This window comes from Archangium lansingense, assembly GCF_026626635.1.
Classification (GTDB): domain Bacteria; phylum Myxococcota; class Myxococcia; order Myxococcales; family Myxococcaceae; genus Archangium; species Archangium lansingense.
In genome coordinates, this window is the sequence record NZ_JAPNKA010000001.1 from 2432987 (window position 1) to 2451546 (window position 18560).

Below are 18560 nucleotides of genomic sequence, written 5' to 3' on the forward strand. Positions count from 1 at the left end.
TGGGTCTTGCCTTGAGTGTTCATCAGCCTACACGATCAGTGAGGGTGTTGCTCCCCGGCCTGTCTGCTCGTCCGGGTCACGAGTGAGTGTCGCGTTGGATTGCGAGGCGCGCCCGAGGGTGGGAGACAGGGCTCCCATGAGCATCCGCATCGAGAAGAACGGTCCCGTCACCACTGTCATCCTCAGTCGACCCGAGGTGCGCAATGCCGTGGATGGAGCCACGGCCGAGGCCCTCGCACGCGCTTTCCGGGAGTTCGAGGCGGATGCCGAGGCCCGGGTGGGTGTCCTGCTCGGCGAGGGAGGCACCTTCTGCGCGGGCGCGGACCTGAAGGCGGTGGCCGAGGGGCGGCTGCCGCATCTGGCGCCGGAAGGGGATGGGCCGATGGGGCCCTCGCGGATGGTGTTGAGCAAGCCCGTGATTGCCGCCATCTCGGGCCACGCCGTGGCGGGAGGGCTGGAGCTGTCCCTCTGGTGCGACCTCCGCGTGGCCGAGGAGGATGCAGTGCTGGGCGTGTTCTGCCGCCGCTGGGGCGTGCCGCTCATCGACGGGGGAACGGTGCGGTTGCCCCGGCTGATTGGCCTGTCGCGCGCGCTGGACCTCATCCTCACGGGCCGTCCGGTGTCGGCGCAGGAGGCGTTGGGCATGGGGCTCGTCAACCGCGTGGTGCCCCGAGGCAGTGCGCGCGAGGCCGCGGAGCAGCTGGCCCGGGAGATCGCCGCCTTCCCGCAGGCCTGCATGAACGCGGACCGGCGCTCGGCGTATGAGCAGGCCGGGCTCCCGCTGGAGGAGGCGCTTCTCCAGGAGTTTCAGCGTGGCATCCAGGTGCTGGAGAAGGAGTCGCTGGGTGGCGCGAAGCGCTTCGCGGAGGGCGCCGGCCGCCACGGCAGATTCGAGTAGGGAAGGGCAGGGGGCGGCGAAAACGCAACAATTGAATGCTGGTTCAGGTTTCGCTGAATACTGGTTCATGTTTCAGCCTGTTTTAACGCGACGCGTATTGAGCAGAGACGGTCGGTGAAAGTCTCGTCTCACCCCGAGGCTGCCTACTTCCCCCCTGTGGCGGCCCCGGAGGCAACATGCACGATCGCGGCTCCAGTCATCGTTCGCTGTTCACGCCATCTCGTGGGATGCGCTTCGCGGCGCTCCTGCTTGCAGGCGCGAGCTGTGGTCCGCTCGAGGGAGGCGCTCCCGAGGAGCAGGCAGCCTCTGACGTGGCGCAGGTAGAGAGTGGGCTCACGCAGGTCACGGGCTTTGGCACCAACCCGGGCAACCTGCTGATGTACCGGCACGTGCCCGCCAGCATGCCGGCCAACGCGCCGCTGGTGGTGGTGCTGCATGGTTGCACGCAGATGGCCGCGGCCATGGAGTCCACCGGTTGGACGGCGGCGGCGAACGTCTACAAGTTCTACGTCGTCTATGCGCAGCAGCAGAGCAGCAACAACTCCACCAGCTGCTTCAACTGGTTCGAGCCGGGTGACATCGCGCGTGGAGGAGGCGAGGCGCTCTCCATCAAGCAGATGGTGGACAACATGAAGTCCGCCTACTCCGTCGACTCGGCGCGTGTGTTCGTCGCGGGCTTCTCGGGCGGTGGGTACATGGTGCCCGTCATGCTCGCCACCTACCCGGACGTCTTCTCCGCGGGCGCCGTCAACTCGGGCGGGCCCTACAAGTGTGCCACCTCGATGACCTCGGCTTTCTCCTGTATGAGCCCGGGCGTCGACAAGACCCCCGCGGCCTGGGGAGACCTCGTGCGCGGTGCCTACTCCGGCTACACGGGCGCCCGTCCCCGCGTGTCCATCTGGCACGGTACGAGCGACTTCACGGTGAAGAACTCCAACGCGACCGAGGCGATGGAGCAGTGGACCAACGTACACGGCATTGACCAGACGGCGGACTTCACCGAGACGGTCGCGGGCTTCCCGCACAAGGAGTACCGCGACAGCGCGGGCACGACGCTCGTGGAGACCTACGACCTCACCGGCATGGGCCACGGGGTGGCGATCGACCCGCAGTACAGCTACCCGGGCAGCTCCACCGTGTGCGGCGCCACGGGCTCGTTCATGTCCGATGTGAACATCTGCGCCTCGTACTACCAGGCGAAGTTCTTCGGGCTCACGGGCGGTGGCGGTGGCGGCACGGGCGACACCACCGCGCCCACGGTGAACCTGACGGCGCCGGCCGATGGCGCCACGGTGAGCGGTACCGTCACCCTTACCGCGAGCGCCTCGGACGCGGTGGGCGTCACCCGGGTGGAGTTCTACGTGGATGGCTCCCTGGCCGGCTCTGACAGCGCCGCCCCCTACGAGCTGGGCTGGGACAGCACCGGCGTGGCCAACGGTACCCATTCGCTCAGCGCTAAGGCCTTCGACGCCGCGGGCAACTCGGCCACGGACGCGGATACGTCCGTCACGGTGAGCAACAGCGGTGGTGGCTCGACGCCGGTGACGGTGAGCTTCACGAGCATCGCCGCGGACGATGGCTACCTGAAGGCGAACGCGGATGGTAGCGCGGCGGCGCTCGGCACGCTCACCAACCTGGCGCTGGGGAAGGGCACGGACGGCAAGTTCAACCGCTCCTTCCTGTCGTTTGACACCTCCAGCCTCCCGGACGGCGCGACCATCAGCCGCGCTTACCTCTCCGTGAGCTACTCGTCCGGTTCGGGCGACCCGTGGGCGAGCCCCGCTGACAACACGCTGGTCATCGACGTGAATTCGGGGACCTTCAACGCGGCCACGACCGAGGTGAGCGACTGGGACGCCGCCGCCAGTGCGAGCGCGGTGGCGGGCATCGCGAAGTTCACGGCGGGCACCACGAATTCGGAGGATTTCAGCGGTGCCGGGCTCTCCTCCATCCACAAGACGGGCAAGACCCAGCTCCGGCTGCGTTTCACCCAGGATCAGGCGGGGACGGCCTACCTGTTCGTCAAGGATGGGACGAACGCCACGCTCACTGTTGTTTATACGCCGTAGTACCCATGTGAATCCTCGGCGGAAAGGCGAACCAGGTGCTATGTGTGCTCTTATGGCCACGGGCACGTTGTCCGCCTGTTCGTACGCTCCCTCTCCCAGTAGGAGAGGGGGTGCTTCGAGGCATTCCCGCTGCGCGGAGATGTCAGCCAGGTGGGCCACCTGCCGTCCGCGTCCCACTTCATGCCGTACCGCAGGGACCTGCCCCATCTTTCCCGGGAGCAGGTTTGAACCCCTATTCGGAGGAAGCGCACATCATTCGCGATCAGAAAAGTGCCCGCGGCGGTAGCCGCGATCAGAGAACGAACCGCCGTATCCGCGCCCGCGAAGTCCGCGTCGTGGGGTCCGATGGCAGCCAGCTTGGTGTCATGCCCCTCGAGGCAGCCCTCTCGCTGGCCCGAGACCAGGGACTCGACCTCGTCGAGATCAGCCCCATGGCCCATCCGCCTGTCTGCAAGGTGATGGACTACGGCAAGTTCAAGTACGAGGAGAAGAAGAAGGCCGCGGAGTCGAAGCGTGCGCAGGTCGTGGTGCAGCTCAAGGAAGTGAAGCTGCGCCCGAAGACCGAGGAGCACGACTACGAGTTCAAGGTCCGCAACACGCGCCGTTTCATCGAGGACGGCAACAAGGCGAAGGTCGTCATCCAGTTCCGGGGTCGGGAAATTACCCACAAGGAACAGGGCACGGCCATCCTGACAGACGTGGCGAACGACCTGAAGGACGTGGCGGTGGTGGAGATGGCGCCCCGGATGGAAGGGCGCATGATGTTCATGATTCTCGCGCCCACGCCGAAGGTCGCTCAGCGGGCCCGCGAGCTGGTGAAGCAGGCCGCTGCCAGCGCCAAGAAGCCCCCTCCGCCGAGTGCCGAGAAGTCCCCTCCGCCGAGCGCCGAGAAGCCGGCTCCTGCTGAGACGGCCCCTGACGTGGGCCCGCAGGATGCCACTAGCCCGGCTCCGTAAGCGGAAGCACCCGCACGCGGTGGACGATGTTCTCCACCGCGTGTGGCGCAGCACCTCACGGCACCTTCCTCGAGCTCAGGTCGGGTCCTCGAAGCGTCTCGGGCTACCGTGGAAGTGCTGATCGAGAAAGGCCTCGGCCCGCTCCCGAGCGGCGTCTATTTCGGACGAGAATCCACTGGCTTCACCCCAGGCTGCGAAGCGAGCGCGCTCCAGCACCGAAGTGGGGCGCGGGTCCGTGTCGGGCGCGAGGCCCCGCTCCACGGCCGAGAGCAGGGCGTGTGCCTGTTCCACCACCGAGCGCGCCTCCTCGAAGGAGACCGTCCCACCCGCCAGCGCGTTGAACAGCCGGCAGGCGTAGCGGCGGCACCCTTCCGGGCGCTCCGCGTAGAGGGTGCAACTGCGTCCCTTCAAGGCCGTGCAGCACTGGCGGACGGCCGGCGAGCCATCCGCGAGTGACACTACCTCTAGCCCGTTCCGCCGGGCGGCGTCGGCCTCGGCGCGCTGCAGCGGAACGTGGCTGAAGAGGTTGCCGTCGCAGCACAGGCCGCAGCTCCGGCACAGCTCGGACAGGGACATGGCGCCTGCTCCCTACTTCACCAGCACCAGGTCCCTCGACTGGATGAGGTCCACCTCGCCGGCGAAGTGCGCGAAGTCGTCGTACTGCTTCACCGGGATGCGGGCGCGCTCCACCCGCAGCGTCTCGTCGATGGTGAGCGTGCGTCCCTCCTGCTTCTCCGTACGCAGCAGGCGCCCGAAGGGGCCCTCCACCTTGAGCTGGGCCTGCGGGTCCGACAGCCGGAAGCCCTGCGGCATCGTCAGCGTCACCACCGTGCGGTTCTCCTCGGTGTCGTCGATGTACAGCGGCGTGGTGCGCGTGCTGATCTGCACGTACTGGCGTCCCAGGCTCGAGGGCATGGTGATGGGCGGCAGCACCAGCTTGTCCTTGTCCGCCCGGGCGAAGCCGGACGCCTTGAACGCATAGCGCACCGTGAAGGGCGCCCCCACCTCCTCCGAGCGCTCCAGCTTCAGGTCCGTCAGCTCCGCCCCGCCGAAGTAGCGGCCTACAGCGCCCTGCAATGCCTGCCGCCGGCGCTCCCCGGAGATGGCCTCGAAGGCTTCCGCGAGCTGCGCCGCATCAAAGCCCGTGTACTGCTCCTCGCCCTTGCCGAGCAGCTGACCGTTTCCATCCACCTCCAGCGCCAGCTTCACCAGCTTGCCGGGCCGCTGCTTCACGGGCGGCGTCTTCACCTTCTCCATCGCACGGCCAGGCTCGGGCAGCAGGTATGCGTCACGCCCGCCCAGTGCCGACTCGGGCAGCTCACCGAAGGGCGCGAACCGCGTGGTGGTGTCCAGCCACACCGGCTCCTCTCCCGGCACCTCCGCTCGCAGCGTCACGTACGGCAGCAGCGACTCCTCGGGGAACAGGTACTCCGCTGGATCCGCCGAGAAGGTGCGCACGGCTACGATGCGCGTCGGAATCCCTAGCGCCTCCAGTCCCGCCTTCAGCACCCACATCCGGCTGCCCCGGTCCTGCGCCACCGACGCCGACGCCGACTGCGTCAGCCCCGCATCCCGGCCGCTGAAGCGCTTCATCACCGCCGTGTACAGCGCCTTCACCGCCTCCAGCCCGCGCTTGTCTCCGGCTGCCTCGCGCGCAAACGCCTCCAGCTCCCAGTTGAGCGCGCCCCGGTCGAGGAATGCATCCGAGTACACCGCCACCAGCTTGTCGTTGCCTGTCGTGCCCGCGCCCACCACCACGAAGGGCAGGTACTCCTTGCTCGACGGAGGACCATCCGGCTCGGGGATGAAGGGCGGCACGTTCTTCACCTCGAAGGTGAAGACCTCCTCGTCCCCCTTCACCACGGGCTGCGGCACCTTCATGTTGTGCGCGTCCACCTTCATGCCCGTGCCCTTGGGTGCCACCACCGTGTAGATGGCCCGGTGATCCGGCATGTTGGCGATGCGGAAGTAGAAGTCCGATGCCTTGAAGCCCGGCTGCGCCGGCCCGCGAGAGCCCTCCGCCAGCAGGTACTCCACCTCCACGTAGTCCCCCACCTGCACACCCGGCAGGCTGATGGTGTCCTTGCCCGCGATGCTCTCCGGCTCCAGCACCGTGCCATCCGCCTTGATGGTGCGCAGCGCCAACACCTGCGCGCCTGAAGGCAGATTCACCTCGGCGATCTCCTGCACGCCGCTCTGCTCCAGCGCCTTCTGGATGCTGTGGATGCGGGTAATCTGCGAGCCGTCCGGCCAGGCCTGCGTGGCTGCCGCGTCCAGCACGAAGACCGCGGCGCTCTCCTGGGCGCCCGGGTTGGCCTCGTAGTCCTTGATGGCCTGCCGCCCGTCGATGGCGTACGCCTGGAGAATCTCCTGCCCCGTCTTCGCGCGCACCACGGCGCGGCGCAGGGCCAGGTTGTCGCCATCCAGCAACAGGGCCTGCTCGCGCAGGGCCAGCGCCCCGGTCGTGTCTCCGGCCAGCTCGCGCACGTCCGCCAGCTTCTCCAGCACCCGCGGGTTTCGTGGCCAGAGCGCGCTCAGGTTCTTCATCGTGGCCGTGGCATCGTCGAAGCGGCGCTGTGCCACATACGCGCTCGTCAGGGAGAGGCCAGTGGTGATGTCGCCCGGGTTGCGCATGAGCTGTTGCTGGTAGAGGGCAGCGGAGCGCTCCGGGTCTCCCCGCATCCGCGCATGATCGGCGGCACGGCTGAGCGCGCCCGGGCAGCCCGCCATCGAGGCCATCAGCTCATCCGCGCGTGCCACCGCGTCGCGGCGACGCGCCAGCCCGTAGCGCATCCCCAGCGCATCGCACAGCCCCGGCTGCGCTTGGAGTGCCGCCTCCAGGCTCTCCTCGGCCGCACTCTCCACCTCCAGCGCCATCGCCGTGCGCGCCTCCAGCAGGTACACGGGCCAGCCCGGCTGCTTCACCGCCGCCCGCGCCGTCTTGAGCGCCTCCATGGCCGCTGAATTCTGCCCGTCGTTGAGCGACAGCTCGGCGCGCAGCAGCAGCGCCGTCACGTCGCCCGGGTCCTTCGTCAGCGCCGCCTCGATGTCCCTCGTCGCGCGTCCGCGCGCCACCTTGGTGGGAATGCTCCGGTCCAGCGCGGCCAGCTCGGCGCGCAGCGAGAGGACGGCGGCCACCTGCGTCGCCTGCTGCAGGCGCGTCATCAGCCGCCAGGCCCCATCGGAGTCCCTTCCCATTCCGTCGCGCACCGCGGCGAAGTCCGCCAGCAGCGGGCCCGCCTCACCGGCGAGCGCAGCGGCCAGGTCCTCCGCGCGGGGGTACACCAGCTCCGCCTTCGCCTCCCGGGGCGCCGAGCCCCACGAGGAGGGCGCGGGCCCAGTGGCCGGGCTGTAGCGGATGGCCGACGGGCGTCCGTCCGCGCGCGCCAGGGAGAAGGACACGTTGGCCCCGCGCTGCTGGTCCTTCAGCAGCTTGATGAGGATGCGGTGCCGGCCCGCCGAGAGCTGCACGGGACGCACGGCCACCGTGGACGCGGCGCGAGTGAAGTCGCGGCGCTCCAGCAGGGGCGCTCCATCCACCATCACCTTGAACGAGGAGGCGGAGACGGCGCGCACCAGGTAGACGCCGGCCTCGGGCACTTCGGCGTCCACGGCCATCAGGTAGATGTCGCCGCTGGGCGGCTCGCCCGCCACGTCCAGGCGGCTGTCCGGCGCGCGCAGGGTGCGCGGCACGAGCGGACCGAAGGGGCCGGTGAAGGGGCCCGCCAGCGAGCCGTCCTTCTCCGGCGGGGTGAGTTCGTCGAAGGCGAGCAGGTGCCAGGGCGAGTAGGGCCCCACCAGCGTGGCCGTGTCCACCGCGCCCATGTCCTTGAGCGCGCGGGCCTGGGCGGCCCGGTCATCCCTCAGCCCGAGGATGGCCACCTGGCTGGCGCGCAGCAACTGAGCGGCCTCGCCCGAGGCACCGGCGTCGAGCGCGGTCTGGAGGCCCGTCAGGATGACGTCATCCAGCGCGGGGGAGGAGCCCACCATGTCCAGCACGTAGCGGGCGGAGGGCACCGCGAGGGGATGGTGCGGGGCTCGGGTGGCCACCGCCAGCGCGGCGTCGAGCGCGCGGCGCGGTTGGGCGGCACGGCGCGCGAGCAGGTGCTGGCCGTAGAGGGCGTAGGGGTCGGCCGGGTCCTTGGCGCCGGCCTCATCGAAGCGGGCCTGGGCCGCGGCCGGGTCCCCCGTCATCAACCAGGAGTGGAAGCCAGCGAGCGCGAGCGTGCGCGCTTCGCTGTTTCCCTTCTGCGCCGCGGTGGCGGCTCGTTCGAGCACCTCGGTGGGCGAGGTGGAGTGGGCACAGCCGGCCATGAGGCCGGCGACGAGCAGCAGCGCGGTGAGGCGGCGAGTGGGCGTGCGCATGGAGCGCACAGGGATAATTCAATCCCACGGGTGAGGCCACATCCACTTGCAGCGGTTGGCCCCTCTTCTGCTTACTTCGAACGCTTGCCCTTCGGTGCGGGGGCGGGCTTGGGCGGGGGCCGCTTGGCGGGAGTGGGAGCGACAGGCCTGGGCGTCTCTGCCCGGACAGGCGCCGATGCTTGGACCACCCCGGCGGGCTTGGGCGGCGCGGGCTTGACCTGATAGCTGAAGCTCTCGGCCTGGCAGATACCCTCGATGCAGCCGAAGGCAGGGGCTGGTGGGCCGCCGAACCTCAGTTCTTGCCAGTTCAGCCCCAGCTGGAGGGGCTCGAAGATGGGGCGCTTGTCTCCCTTGCTACCCAGCAAGGCGACGAGGGCTCCTTCCTCGTCCACGGCCAGCTCTAGCTCCACGGGACCTTCAGGGGAATCGGGCCCCAGCATGGTTCCCCGCTTCTCTCCCAGCCTCCACTCGAGCCGGATGGGGACACCGGCACCGCCATACACCAGGGCCACGTACCTCTTCGGGTCGTCGGGCTGCGCCGTTTCTTCGAGCAGCAACAGCGCGACCTGCGAGTCCGGCAGAGGATCTTGGAGCAATGCATGCCGGAGTGTCTCTGGGAACGTGGGTTCGCGGCGCAAGGTATTCACCCGGGCCACGAAGCGGGCGGTGTCACCCTTCATGCCCGGCAGGTCCACGCGCATGAGGCCCACTCGCGACTGGCCTTCCACGGCCGGAAAGACGAGCTTCTTGTCATCGAGCTCGAGGCGACGGCCAGATACCAGCATTGAGGGTTTGTCGGGCCCTTCTCCCAACGTCACCTTGCGCGGCTCGCCGTCCGAGGACGACAACCGTCCCGCGAAGCGCTCCGCCGAAGCCGGTCCGAGCGCCCCGGTGAGCGCGATGCCCGGCGGTATTGGCACGCGCCTTTCCAGGGTGCGCTGGTACGCCAGGGCCAACACGCCCATCGCGGACAGCACCAGCAGCGCGGCCACTCCTTGCATGAAGACGCGCACCGCTTTGCGCACGGCCCGGCCCACGCGCTGCATCCGGCTGAGCTTCGCCGGCCGCATGGTGGTGTAGTAGTGGGGCGCGAGCGGCTCCAGGTCCCGGATGAGGTCGGAGACGGTCGCGTAGCGATCCGCGGGCTGCTGCTTGAGGCAGTTGGCGATGATGCCGTCCAGCCTCGGGTCCAACTTCGGCTTGCGGCGCGAGGGGGGCTCGAAGCTGCCCGCGGGCAACTCGCCCACCAGCATCTCGTACAGGATGAGGCCGAGCGCGAAGATGTCCGCGCGCCCGTCCGCGTTCTTCGCGTCCACCCGCTGCTCGGGCGCCATATAGGACAGCGTCCCCATGGCCATATGGGTGCCGGTGAGGGCGAAGCGCGTGCTGGTGTCCTCGAGGAACGAGGCCAGGCCGAAGTCCGTCACCTTGGGGATGTCACCGGCCTGCTCGTCGAAGAGGATGTTCTCCGGCTTGAGGTCCCGGTGGATGACGCCGCGGCCGTGCGCGTACTCGATGGCCCGGCAGATCTGCAGCATTACCCGCAGCGTGTCCTGCGAATCCTCCTGGGGCGCGCGCATCCGTTCTCGCAGCGAGGGCCCGTCCACGAACTCCATCACCAGGTAATACGTCGACACGGTGCTGCCCTTGTCGACGATGGAGACGATGTTGGGGTGGCGCAGGGTGGCGAGCGCCGCGGCTTCCTTCTGGAAGCGGGCGACGAAGCTCTCCTCCTGGGCGAGCTGCTGGCTGAGCAGTTTGACGGCGACGGTGCGGCCCAGGGAGAGCTGGGTGGCCTTGTGCACCTCTCCCATGCCGCCAGCGCCGACGAGGCTCTCCAAGCGATAGCCGGGGATGAGATCCGGCGAGTGCGTCCGGCTGATGGCGGTCGAGGTTACGTCGAGCGATGGCATGAGCGGAGGGGTCCGGAAGAGGGCGCTCAGGCTAGCAGAACCTGCCGGCTCCTGGCGTACAGGATGATCCAGGATGCTACGGGAAGAGAGCGTGTGAGCGTCTCCGGTCCGTGTACGGTTTTCCACCTACACCGCAGCGCTGGAGTTTGCTGAGAGTACGAGAGTCCGCGTGCTTACGGCACTGGGGGGCCGCTCACCGGAGCGGAAGGGCTCGCATCGCCACCTGCCCGGAAGCGCCGCAACCCTTCGTCATAGAGGGCGCGGTAGGACTCCAGCGGCAATCCGTTCACCTGGGCGCCAAATGTGTCCTCGTGCCCCGCGAGCCTGCGGGTGACTCGGGCGTTGACCTCGTTGCCGTAGTGGCGCCCGTCGTAGGTGTTGCCGGTGTGCGAGGTGACGTCGGAGGGCACAGCGAAGTCATAGACCTCGTCGAACACGGACGTGAGTGCGTGCAGGCTGCGCAGGTAGTCCGGTAGCACACCCGTGCGCTCCAGCTCGGCCACGTGCCACGCGGACAGCGGCGGCATCCATCCGACGAAGCGGGCCTCGGGAAAGAGGTCGCGCAGCTCGCGGAAGCGTGCCACCCGGGTTGGCTCCAGCGTGCGCGGGGAACTCCGCAGGCCCTCGGGGTCGAAGGTGCCGGCGTCGGGACGGACCACCACCTCGAAGCGCTCGTCGTAGAACTTGGGGTAGGGCGACTGGTCCAGCACCGCCAGCATCGACCAGAGGAGCGCGTCCAACGACAGGTAGCTCTTCCAGCGCGGGGGAGGCGCCTCGCTCCGGGCGACGAAGTCCGGCACGTCCACCTGCGCGTCCACCCGGGGGTCGAAGTTCACGAAGTCCGCTCCGACGATGACGAGTGAGGGCTTCGCCCCATGGGCGCGCAACCACCGGGCATAGGAGAGGAACTCGCCCACCACCCCCGCGCTGAACGCGAGGTTGAGGCAGCGGTGCGGCTCCAGCAATGAGGGGCGCACGATGGTGGAGGTGGAGCTGCCCAGGATGATGCAGTCGTAGCGGGCGGGGTCCTGGAAGAAGAGGTTGGCCTTGGAGACGCGCTCGTTGAACTCGTAGTTGCGCCCGGTGAGGCGGTTGCCCCGGCCGTACCAGAGCGGATCCACGAGCAGGTTGAGCGCGAGCGCACCCAACACCAGTGCCGCCGTGGCCACCGCCCACTGCTTGAGGTACCTGTCCATGCTCACGGGCGTGTCCACGCTAGAAGTTGTAATAGATGAACTCGCTCACTTCGCTGAGGCGGAGGATGGCCACCGCGGCCATTGCGGCGCAGGCGAGCACCTGTCCCGGCGTGGGCTGCCAGCCCCAACGCGACGCTGGGAACGCGCGAGGCGAGTCCTCCACCAGCGCGGGGTTGTGAGGCCCCATCCAGCGGTGCAGGCCGCCCGACAGGAACACCACCGGGAGCGCCGCGAGCAGCACGGCCGTCTTCGTCGCCGCTCGGAAGAAGCCGGAGAGGTCGTCGTTCCACACCGCGCGGAAGGCGAGTCCCGGCTGCGCACCGTGCGCCAGTCCCGCCATGCCCCGGAGCACGCCGAGCGCCCCCTCGAGCGTCTCGGCGCGGAAGAAGACCCAGGCCACCACCACCGCCAGATAGGTGGAAGCAATGGCCAGGGGCCGAGTCCATCGACCCTCCTGCCCGAGTGGCGCCAGTTCCCAGCGCTCGCGCACGGAGGTCCACACGTGGGTGACGACGAGCAGGGCACCATGCAGCCCGCCCCAGATGATGAAGTTCCACCCGGCTCCGTGCCACAGCCCGCCGAGCAGCATGGTGAGCATCAGGTTGACGTAGCGGCGGACGCGGCCCTTCCGATTGCCGCCCAGCGCCACATAGAGGTAGTCGCGCAGGAAGCGAGAGAGGGAGATGTGCCAGCGGCGCCAGAACTCGACGATGCTCGCCGAGCGGTAGGGCGTGTCGAAGTTGAGGGGCAGGCGGATGTTGAACATCCACGCCAGCCCGATGGCCATATCCGAGTAGCCGGAGAAGTCGAAGTAGAGCTGCAGCGAGAAGGCGATGGCGCCCACCCAACCATCCACGAGGCCCACCGGCACGCCCTGGGCGGCGGCGGCGAAGACGGGATTGGCGAACTGCGCGACGACATCCGCCACGGCTACCTTCTTGAACAGCCCGCGGAAGAAGCAGGTGAGCCCCACGGTGAGGCGCTCGGAGCGCAGGCGCGCCACGTCCGGCGAGGCGAACTGCGGGAGCATCTCCCGGTGATTCACCAGGGGGCCGGCGATCTCATGCGGGAAGAAGGTGACGAAGAGGCCGTAGCGCAGGACGCTCGGCTCGCGGTGGCCGGTGCGGTAGCAGTCCACCAGGTAGGCCACCTGCTGGAAGGTATAGAAGGAGATGGCCAGCGGCAGCCGGGGAGGTGAGTAGTCCCACCGCGTCCCGAGCAGCGCCTGGAGGTTCTCCACGAGGAAGCCCGAGTACTTGAAGTACGCGAGCAGCCCCAGGTCGATGGTGAGGCCGGCGATGAGGAGCCAGCGGGCGCGCCGCTTGTCCACGGAGGAGAGGGCGGCGATGCGCGCGCCGAGCAGGTAGTCGAAGGACAGCGAGGCGACGAGCAGCAGCACGTAGCCGGCGGACCACCAGCCGTAGAAGACGAGGGAGGCGGCGAGGAGGGAGAACAGGGCCTCGCGCGTGCGGCCGCGGTGCCCCAGCCCGAAGTAGACGAGGAGGGCCGCGGGCAGGAAGGCGAAGAGGAAGACGTGCGAGTTGAAGAGCATCCGCGAGCCGAAACGCCGGAAGCCCCCAGGTTACCAAATCTCCCCTCGCCCCCTGGGAGCGGGACAGGGTGAGGGTATCCGCCCCCCTGCTTGCTAACTTATTGAACGTTCGTTAAGTAAGGGCCCCACGTATGGCGAGGCCGACGAAAGAGGAAGCTCGGGACACGCGCCAACTGATTCTGGACGCGGCGCTGGACCTGTTCTCGGAGGGAGGCTTCGCGGGCACGTCCATGAGGCAGATCGCCCGGGCGGTGGGAGTGCGCGAGAGCGCGCTGTACCACCACTTCCCGTCGAAGGCGGCCATCTTCGAGGCGTTGTTGCAGGAGATGGGACCGGGCAGGTCGGAGCGGCTCGAGTCGCTGGACCTGGATGCGCTGCTGCGGGAGGGCCTCGAGCCGTTACTGCGCTTCATTGCTCACGCCATGGTGGAGAGCTGGAACACCCCGCGTGCGCAGAAGTTCGTCCGCATGCTGATGGCCGAGGGCCCGAGGCTGAAGGACATGGGCCTGGTCCACGCCTCGGTCATGACGAGCCGAAGCCGGCTGGGCGTGCTCTTCGCGGAGCTGGTGCGCAGGGGAGCCATCCGGCCCGGGGACTTCGAGCTGTACACCTTCGAGTTCATGGGGCCGATGCTGATGATGCGGCTGATGTACCTGGTGCTGGCCGAGGGCACTCCGGACGTGGAGCGCCTGCTCGCGCAAGTGGACGCGCATGTGCACCATTTCTGTGAGTCCGTGAAGGCGGGAGAAACCATGACCGTGAAGTCCGTTTCGCGGAGGCGCTCATGAGGCTCCTCTCGCTCGCCGCGCGCAACCTGCTGCGCAACCGGCGCCGCACCACCATCTCGCTCGTCGCGCTGGTGGTGGGCGTGGGGGCCATGGTGGGGCTGCGCGGCTTCGTCAACGGTCAGCAGCGCGTGATTCTCGAGAACCTCGTCTTCGGACAGGTGGGCGCGGTGCAGGTGCACAAGAAGGGCTACCTGGCCAACGTGCAGGGCTCGCCGCTGACGCTGGACATGGCGGACTCCGAGGAGCTGCGCCGACGCATCGCGTCCGTGCAGGACGTGGTTGCCGTGTCGCCGCGCCTCGCCTTTGGCGGAATGCTCTCCCTGCCAGATGCGGAGGGCGCCACGGAGGACGAGGGTGCCGGCAAGACGGGCTTCCTTCAAATCACCGCCTTCGATCCCACGCTGGAGCCGAAGGTGACACCCCAGCGTTCGACGTGGCTGGGCAAGGGGGCGCACCTGTCCGGGGTGGAGGCGCCGGAGCTGCTCCTCAACGCGGACATGGCCAAGAGCCTGCGCGCGGAGGTGACGGACGCCCAGGTGCCATCGGAGCGCTGGCCCGCGCTGCTGTCTGCGGACCGGGATGGGGCTCTCAATGGTGAGGCCGTGCGCGTGGCTGGCACGCTGGTGAGTGCGACGCCGGGAGACCGGAGGCAGGGCTACGTCCCGCTGGGCACGGCACAGCGTCTGTTGCGCATGGAGGGCCGCGTCACCGAGTACGCCTTGGCGGTGACACGGATGGAGGACGCGCCCCGGGTACGCGACGCGGTGCAGGCCGTGCTCGGGCCCGAGTACGAAGTCCATACGTGGGATCAGGTGCTGCCCTTCATCGCGCAGCTCGTGGGCCACCAGGACTTCATCTTCGGCATCATGACGTCGGTGTTCCTGCTGACGGTGCTGCTGGGCATCGTCAACGTGATGCTGATGAGCGTGCTGGAGCGGGTGCGGGAGATTGGCACCATGCTCGCGGTGGGGACGCGGCGACGGCAGGTGGTGACGCTCTTCCTGCTGGAGGGGGCGGTGCTGGGGCTGGTGGGCGGCATTCTCGGAGCGCTGGTGGGGTGGGCGGTGACGCTGTGGCTCGGCCAGCGGGGCATCCACCTGCCGGCGCCCGGTGCGGTGGCGGACAGCATCATCCGTCCCCATGTCTCGGTGCTGTACCTGGTGCGCGCGGTGGGCATGGCCACGGTGGGCGCGGCGCTCGCCGCTCTGTGGCCCGCGTACCGTGCCGCCCAGCTCCGTCCGGTGGAGGCCTTGGCCCACTCATGAGCTCTCTTTCTGCTCTCGCCGCGCGCAACGTGGCGCGTAACCGCCGCCGCAGCCTCGTTACCCTGGCCGCCGTCCTGCTGGGCGTTACGGCCGTGCTGGTGCTGCGCGGCTTTATCGACGGCTTCGTACGCCTCATGGTGGACGACATCGTCCAGGGCAAGACGGGCGCCCTGCAGATTCACACTACCGGCTACATGGACAGCAGCGATGCGCTGCTGCTGGAGCCGAGCATTCCCTACGACGAGGCCCTGCTGGCCCGCATCCGTGCCGTGCCTGGAGTCACTGGCGTCACGGGCCGCATCCAGTTCTCCGGGCTGGTGAGCAACGGCGTGTCCCAGACGATGTTCGTGGGCCGCGGGCTGGACCTGGCTACGGAGAAGCAGGCCGTGCCGCGGGCTGGCTTCGACGTGCTGCCGGGAGGCCGGGCGCTCGCAGGGGGAGACCATGCCCACGCCATTCTCGGCAACGAGCTGGCGCAGTCCTTCCATGCGGTGACGCCGGCGGAGAAGGCGAAGGCAGCAGGGGCCGAGGCCCTGGTGGACCGGGTGACGCTCGCCTCGTCGAGCCCCAAGGGCCGCGCCAACTCGCTGGACGTGTCGGTGGAGGGACTGAGCGTGTCCAGCCTGCCCTTCGAGAACAAGCGCGTGGTGACGGTGCCGCTGAAGCTGGCGCAGGAGCTGCTGGGTCTGGAGGGGCGCGTTACGGAGCTCGCCGTGGCTGTGGACGAGCTGCGCAACCTGGAGCGCATCGCGGCGGACCTGCGTGGGACGCTCGGTCCCCAGTACGAGGTGCACACCTGGCAGGACCTGCAGCCCTTCGTGCGGGACGTCATCAGCCGTCAGCGGTTCGTGATGGGGCTCATCTCCCTCATCCTCTTCGTCATCATCATCACGGGCATCATCAACACCATGCTGATGAGCGTGTTCGAGCGGGTGCGGGAGATTGGCACCATGCTGGCGGTGGGGATGCGCCGCAAGCAGGTGCTGGCGATGTTCCTGGTGGAGGCGACCCTGCTCGGGGTGCTGGGCGGGGTCGGGGGCGTGCTGCTGGGGAGCGCCATCGTGCGAGGCATCGCGGCGCGGGGCATTCCCATGTCGATGGTGGTCAACAGTGGCTCGCAGTCCGTGCTGCGCCCGGAGCTGAACCCCTCGTTCGTGGGGCTCACCCTGGTGGTAGCGGTGGTGGGCGCCCTGGTTGCGGCGGCGTGGCCAGCGTGGAGGGCCAGCCGCCTGGAGCCGGTGGAAGCGCTGCGCTCGGTGTGAATCCCGTTTCCTCTTCTTCCTTCCAAGGAGCTTGCAGATGAGAGCTTTCACCCTCGCCCTGATGACGCTGCTGGTGGCGGCACCGGCCCTGGCCGCGGAGCCCACCGCCGAGGAGCTGCTGGCGAAGTACGACGCGGTGATGGGGCCACACACCTTCGAGACCGAGTCGGAGATGACGGCCTACCGCGAGGACGGCAGCAGCCGGACCTACGTGATGAAGATGCTGCGCGGCGAGGACGACAAGTTCCGCGTCTGGTTCAAGGGGCCGGCGAGCGTGAAGGGGCAGGAGATGCTGCGCTCGGGCGACAACATGTGGGTGTACCTGCCCAACCTCAAGAGGGCGACGCGCATTGCGAACCGCGACAGCTTCCAGGGAGGCGACTTCAACAACGCGGACGTGATGCGGGTGAACTACACGAAGGACTACACGGGGAAGGTGGTGGCCTCGGAGGTGTCGGACACGTACGCGCTGGAGCTGAAGGCGAAGAGCGCGGAGACGGCGTACGACACCATCAAGCTGTGGCTGCGCAAGAAGGATGGGATGCCGGTGAAGGGGGAGTACTACGGGACGAGCGGGCAGATGCTGCGCAGCGCGGAGTTCACCGAGTACACGGAGTTCGAGAAGGGCTACACGAGGCCGGCGAAGGTGGTGATGCGCAACGAGCTGGTGAAGGCGAGGCGCTCGGAGATGGTGCTGAAGGGGATGAAGCTGAACGTGGAAGCGCCGGCCCAGCGTTTCACGCAAGCGGACCTGGGCCGCTGACCCCCACAACCCCCTGTCCCACGACCCCCAACCCCACCAGGCCCAACAACCCCTCTCCCTTTGGGAGAGGGACGGGGTGAGGGTATCTGCCCCAAGGGTTCCCACCATGCGCACCCTACTCGCGAGCCTCTTCTTCCTGACCGCCGCCCCCGTGCTCGCCGCGGAGGTGACGGGTTACGTGGAGAGCCGCACGCAGTACCAGCGCTCACGAGTCACGGGGCTGCTGCCGACGGACTCGCAGCCGGAGCTGCAGCAACTGCTAGAGCTGAACGTGCAGCCGCGGCAGGAGTACCGTCCTGGGGGCTTCGTGGCGGCGGACCTGTCGCTGCTTCTCCAGGCCTCGGGGCGCTACCGGGGTCTGGACGGGGAGGGGCGCGAGATCTCGGTGTCGGAGCGTGAGTCGAGCGCGGCGAAGCCGCTGCTGTCGCTCAATGAGCTGTACGTGAGTCACGAAGTGGTGCCCCAGCTGCACCTGTTGGCGGGGAAGAAGCGGGTCATCTGGGGCGCGGGGATGGCGTTCAACCCGACGGACCTCATCAACCCGCCGAAGGACCCGACGGACCCGAACTTCCAGCGGGCCGGGGCGTACATGGTGCGGGTGGAGGTGCCGCTGGAGAACTACGCCTTCACGCTGCTGGCGAGCCCGGCGGTGCTGAAGCAGCAGAACGGGTTGCCGCAGGCGCTGCTCGCGTACCCCAGCTGGGACAAGAAGGACGACGAGCTGCACTACCTGGTGGCGGCGCGCGCCTACGCGCTGGTGGCGGACGCGGACGTCAACCTGATGCTCTTCCACTCCAACCTGTACGGGGACGCCTTCGAGGACAAGACGCGGCTGGGCTTCTCCTTCTCGCGCTACTTCTTCACGGACTACGAGCTGCACGTGGAGGGGCTGGTGGGCTTCGGTGCGGCGCGGCGCTACCCGGTGGGCGAGTGCCTGGAGGACCGGCTCTCGGCGGTGGGCTGTGTGCTCCGGGGCGAAACCTTCTTCTCCACGAAGCGCCTGGACGAGCAGAAGCTCCGCCCGCGGGTACTGGCCGGCACGCGCTACATGTTCGGCGACGAGTCGCTGCTCTCGGTGGAGTACCTGTACCAGGCGGATGGGCTGATGCGGGACGAGCTCCAGCACTACGTCAACGGACTTGGCCTGCTGCGGGTGGCGCAGGACTTCGGCCTGGACCCGTCGGTGGTGGACCCGCGTGGAAGCGTGGATGCGGGACTGCCGCAGAAGTTCAGCTTCGAGCCGCTCGGGCGGCACTACGCCTTCCTCAGCTACCAGAAGCCGAAGATTCGCGACGACTTCACCTTCAACGTGGTGGTGATGGCCAGCCTGCAGGACCTGTCGGGCCTCATCTCCCCGAGCCTCTCCTGGGCGGCCACCGAGTGGATGACGCTCTCGCTCTCCGGCTTCGTGCCCTGGCAGGGCCCGGACTCGCTCGCGGTCAGGGTGCCGGAGAGCGACACCTACGTGAGCGAGCTCAGCCTGATGCCCCTCGAATACCGCGGCCTCTTCCAGGTTCGCCTCTTCTACTGAAG

13 protein-coding genes are annotated in these 18560 nt (G+C 68.5%); 8 read left to right on the plus strand and 5 right to left on the minus strand.

The genetic code is table 11. The annotated features are described in order from the left end of the window. The first annotated feature begins 136 nt into the window (after positions 1–136). The 3 genes from OV287_RS09720 to infC all read left to right on the plus strand — a co-directional run bounded on the left by OV287_RS09720 (position 137) and on the right by infC (position 3923). Positions 137–898 carry a crotonase/enoyl-CoA hydratase family protein gene (locus tag OV287_RS09720; protein WP_267533723.1) on the plus strand — a complete coding sequence of 254 codons (762 nt, stop codon included), beginning with the start codon at positions 137–139 and terminating at the stop codon, positions 896–898. 176 nt (positions 899–1074) lie between these two features. Further along, the gene (locus OV287_RS09725) at positions 1075–2967 is read left to right on the plus strand and encodes an extracellular catalytic domain type 1 short-chain-length polyhydroxyalkanoate depolymerase (RefSeq protein ID WP_267533724.1); all 1893 of its coding nucleotides are present in this window, start codon (positions 1075–1077) and stop codon (positions 2965–2967) included. Positions 2968–3218: 251 nt separating this feature from the next. Then, on the plus strand, positions 3219–3923 hold the full coding sequence (gene infC / locus OV287_RS09730) for a translation initiation factor IF-3 (protein ID WP_267542320.1): 705 nt from the start codon (positions 3219–3221) through the stop codon (positions 3921–3923). A 75-nt stretch (positions 3924–3998) separates the two neighbouring features. On the opposite strand, the gene OV287_RS09735 is transcribed toward infC, so the two are convergent. The 5 genes from OV287_RS09735 to OV287_RS09755 form a co-directional block, all read right to left on the minus strand. Continuing rightward, on the minus strand, positions 3999–4499 hold the full coding sequence (locus tag OV287_RS09735) for a YkgJ family cysteine cluster protein (protein WP_267533725.1): 501 nt from the start codon (positions 4497–4499) through the stop codon (positions 3999–4001). A 12-nt stretch (positions 4500–4511) separates the two neighbouring features. Continuing rightward, the gene (locus OV287_RS09740; RefSeq protein WP_267533726.1) at positions 4512–8288 is read right to left on the minus strand and encodes a DUF3858 domain-containing protein; all 3777 of its coding nucleotides are present in this window, start codon (positions 8286–8288) and stop codon (positions 4512–4514) included. A gap of 71 nt (positions 8289–8359) precedes the next feature. Beyond that, positions 8360–10201 (minus strand): serine/threonine-protein kinase, encoded by a 1842-nt coding sequence (locus tag OV287_RS09745; protein WP_267533727.1) that lies wholly within the window; start codon positions 10199–10201, stop codon positions 8360–8362. Positions 10202–10374: 173 nt separating this feature from the next. Then, positions 10375–11403 (minus strand): hypothetical protein, encoded by a 1029-nt coding sequence (locus OV287_RS09750; RefSeq protein ID WP_267533728.1) that lies wholly within the window; start codon positions 11401–11403, stop codon positions 10375–10377. Positions 11404–11416: 13 nt separating this feature from the next. Continuing rightward, positions 11417–12949, minus strand: coding sequence for an MBOAT family O-acyltransferase (locus OV287_RS09755; protein ID WP_267533729.1), 1533 nt, complete (start codon positions 12947–12949; stop codon positions 11417–11419). Between the two features lie 131 nt (positions 12950–13080). On the opposite strand from OV287_RS09755, the gene OV287_RS09760 reads away from it, so the two are divergent. The 5 genes from OV287_RS09760 to OV287_RS09780 all read left to right on the plus strand — a co-directional run bounded on the left by OV287_RS09760 (position 13081) and on the right by OV287_RS09780 (position 18558). Further along, the gene (locus OV287_RS09760) at positions 13081–13737 is read left to right on the plus strand and encodes a TetR/AcrR family transcriptional regulator (RefSeq protein ID WP_267533730.1); all 657 of its coding nucleotides are present in this window, start codon (positions 13081–13083) and stop codon (positions 13735–13737) included. Then, positions 13734–15002, plus strand: a complete 1269-nt coding sequence (locus OV287_RS09765; RefSeq protein ID WP_267533731.1) for an ABC transporter permease — start codon at positions 13734–13736, stop codon at positions 15000–15002. Before OV287_RS09760 ends, OV287_RS09765 begins: the two co-directional genes overlap by 4 nt. After that, positions 14999–16264 carry an ABC transporter permease gene (locus OV287_RS09770; protein ID WP_267533732.1) on the plus strand — a complete coding sequence of 422 codons (1266 nt, stop codon included), beginning with the start codon at positions 14999–15001 and terminating at the stop codon, positions 16262–16264. Before OV287_RS09765 ends, OV287_RS09770 begins: the two co-directional genes overlap by 4 nt. A gap of 37 nt (positions 16265–16301) precedes the next feature. Next, entirely contained in the window at positions 16302–17027 is a 726-nt protein-coding gene (locus tag OV287_RS09775) for an outer membrane lipoprotein-sorting protein (RefSeq protein WP_267533733.1), read from the plus strand. 106 nt (positions 17028–17133) lie between these two features. Further along, complete coding sequence (locus OV287_RS09780) at positions 17134–18558, plus strand: hypothetical protein (protein ID WP_267533734.1); 1425 nt, start codon at positions 17134–17136, stop codon at positions 18556–18558. Positions 18559–18560 lie beyond the last annotated feature (2 nt).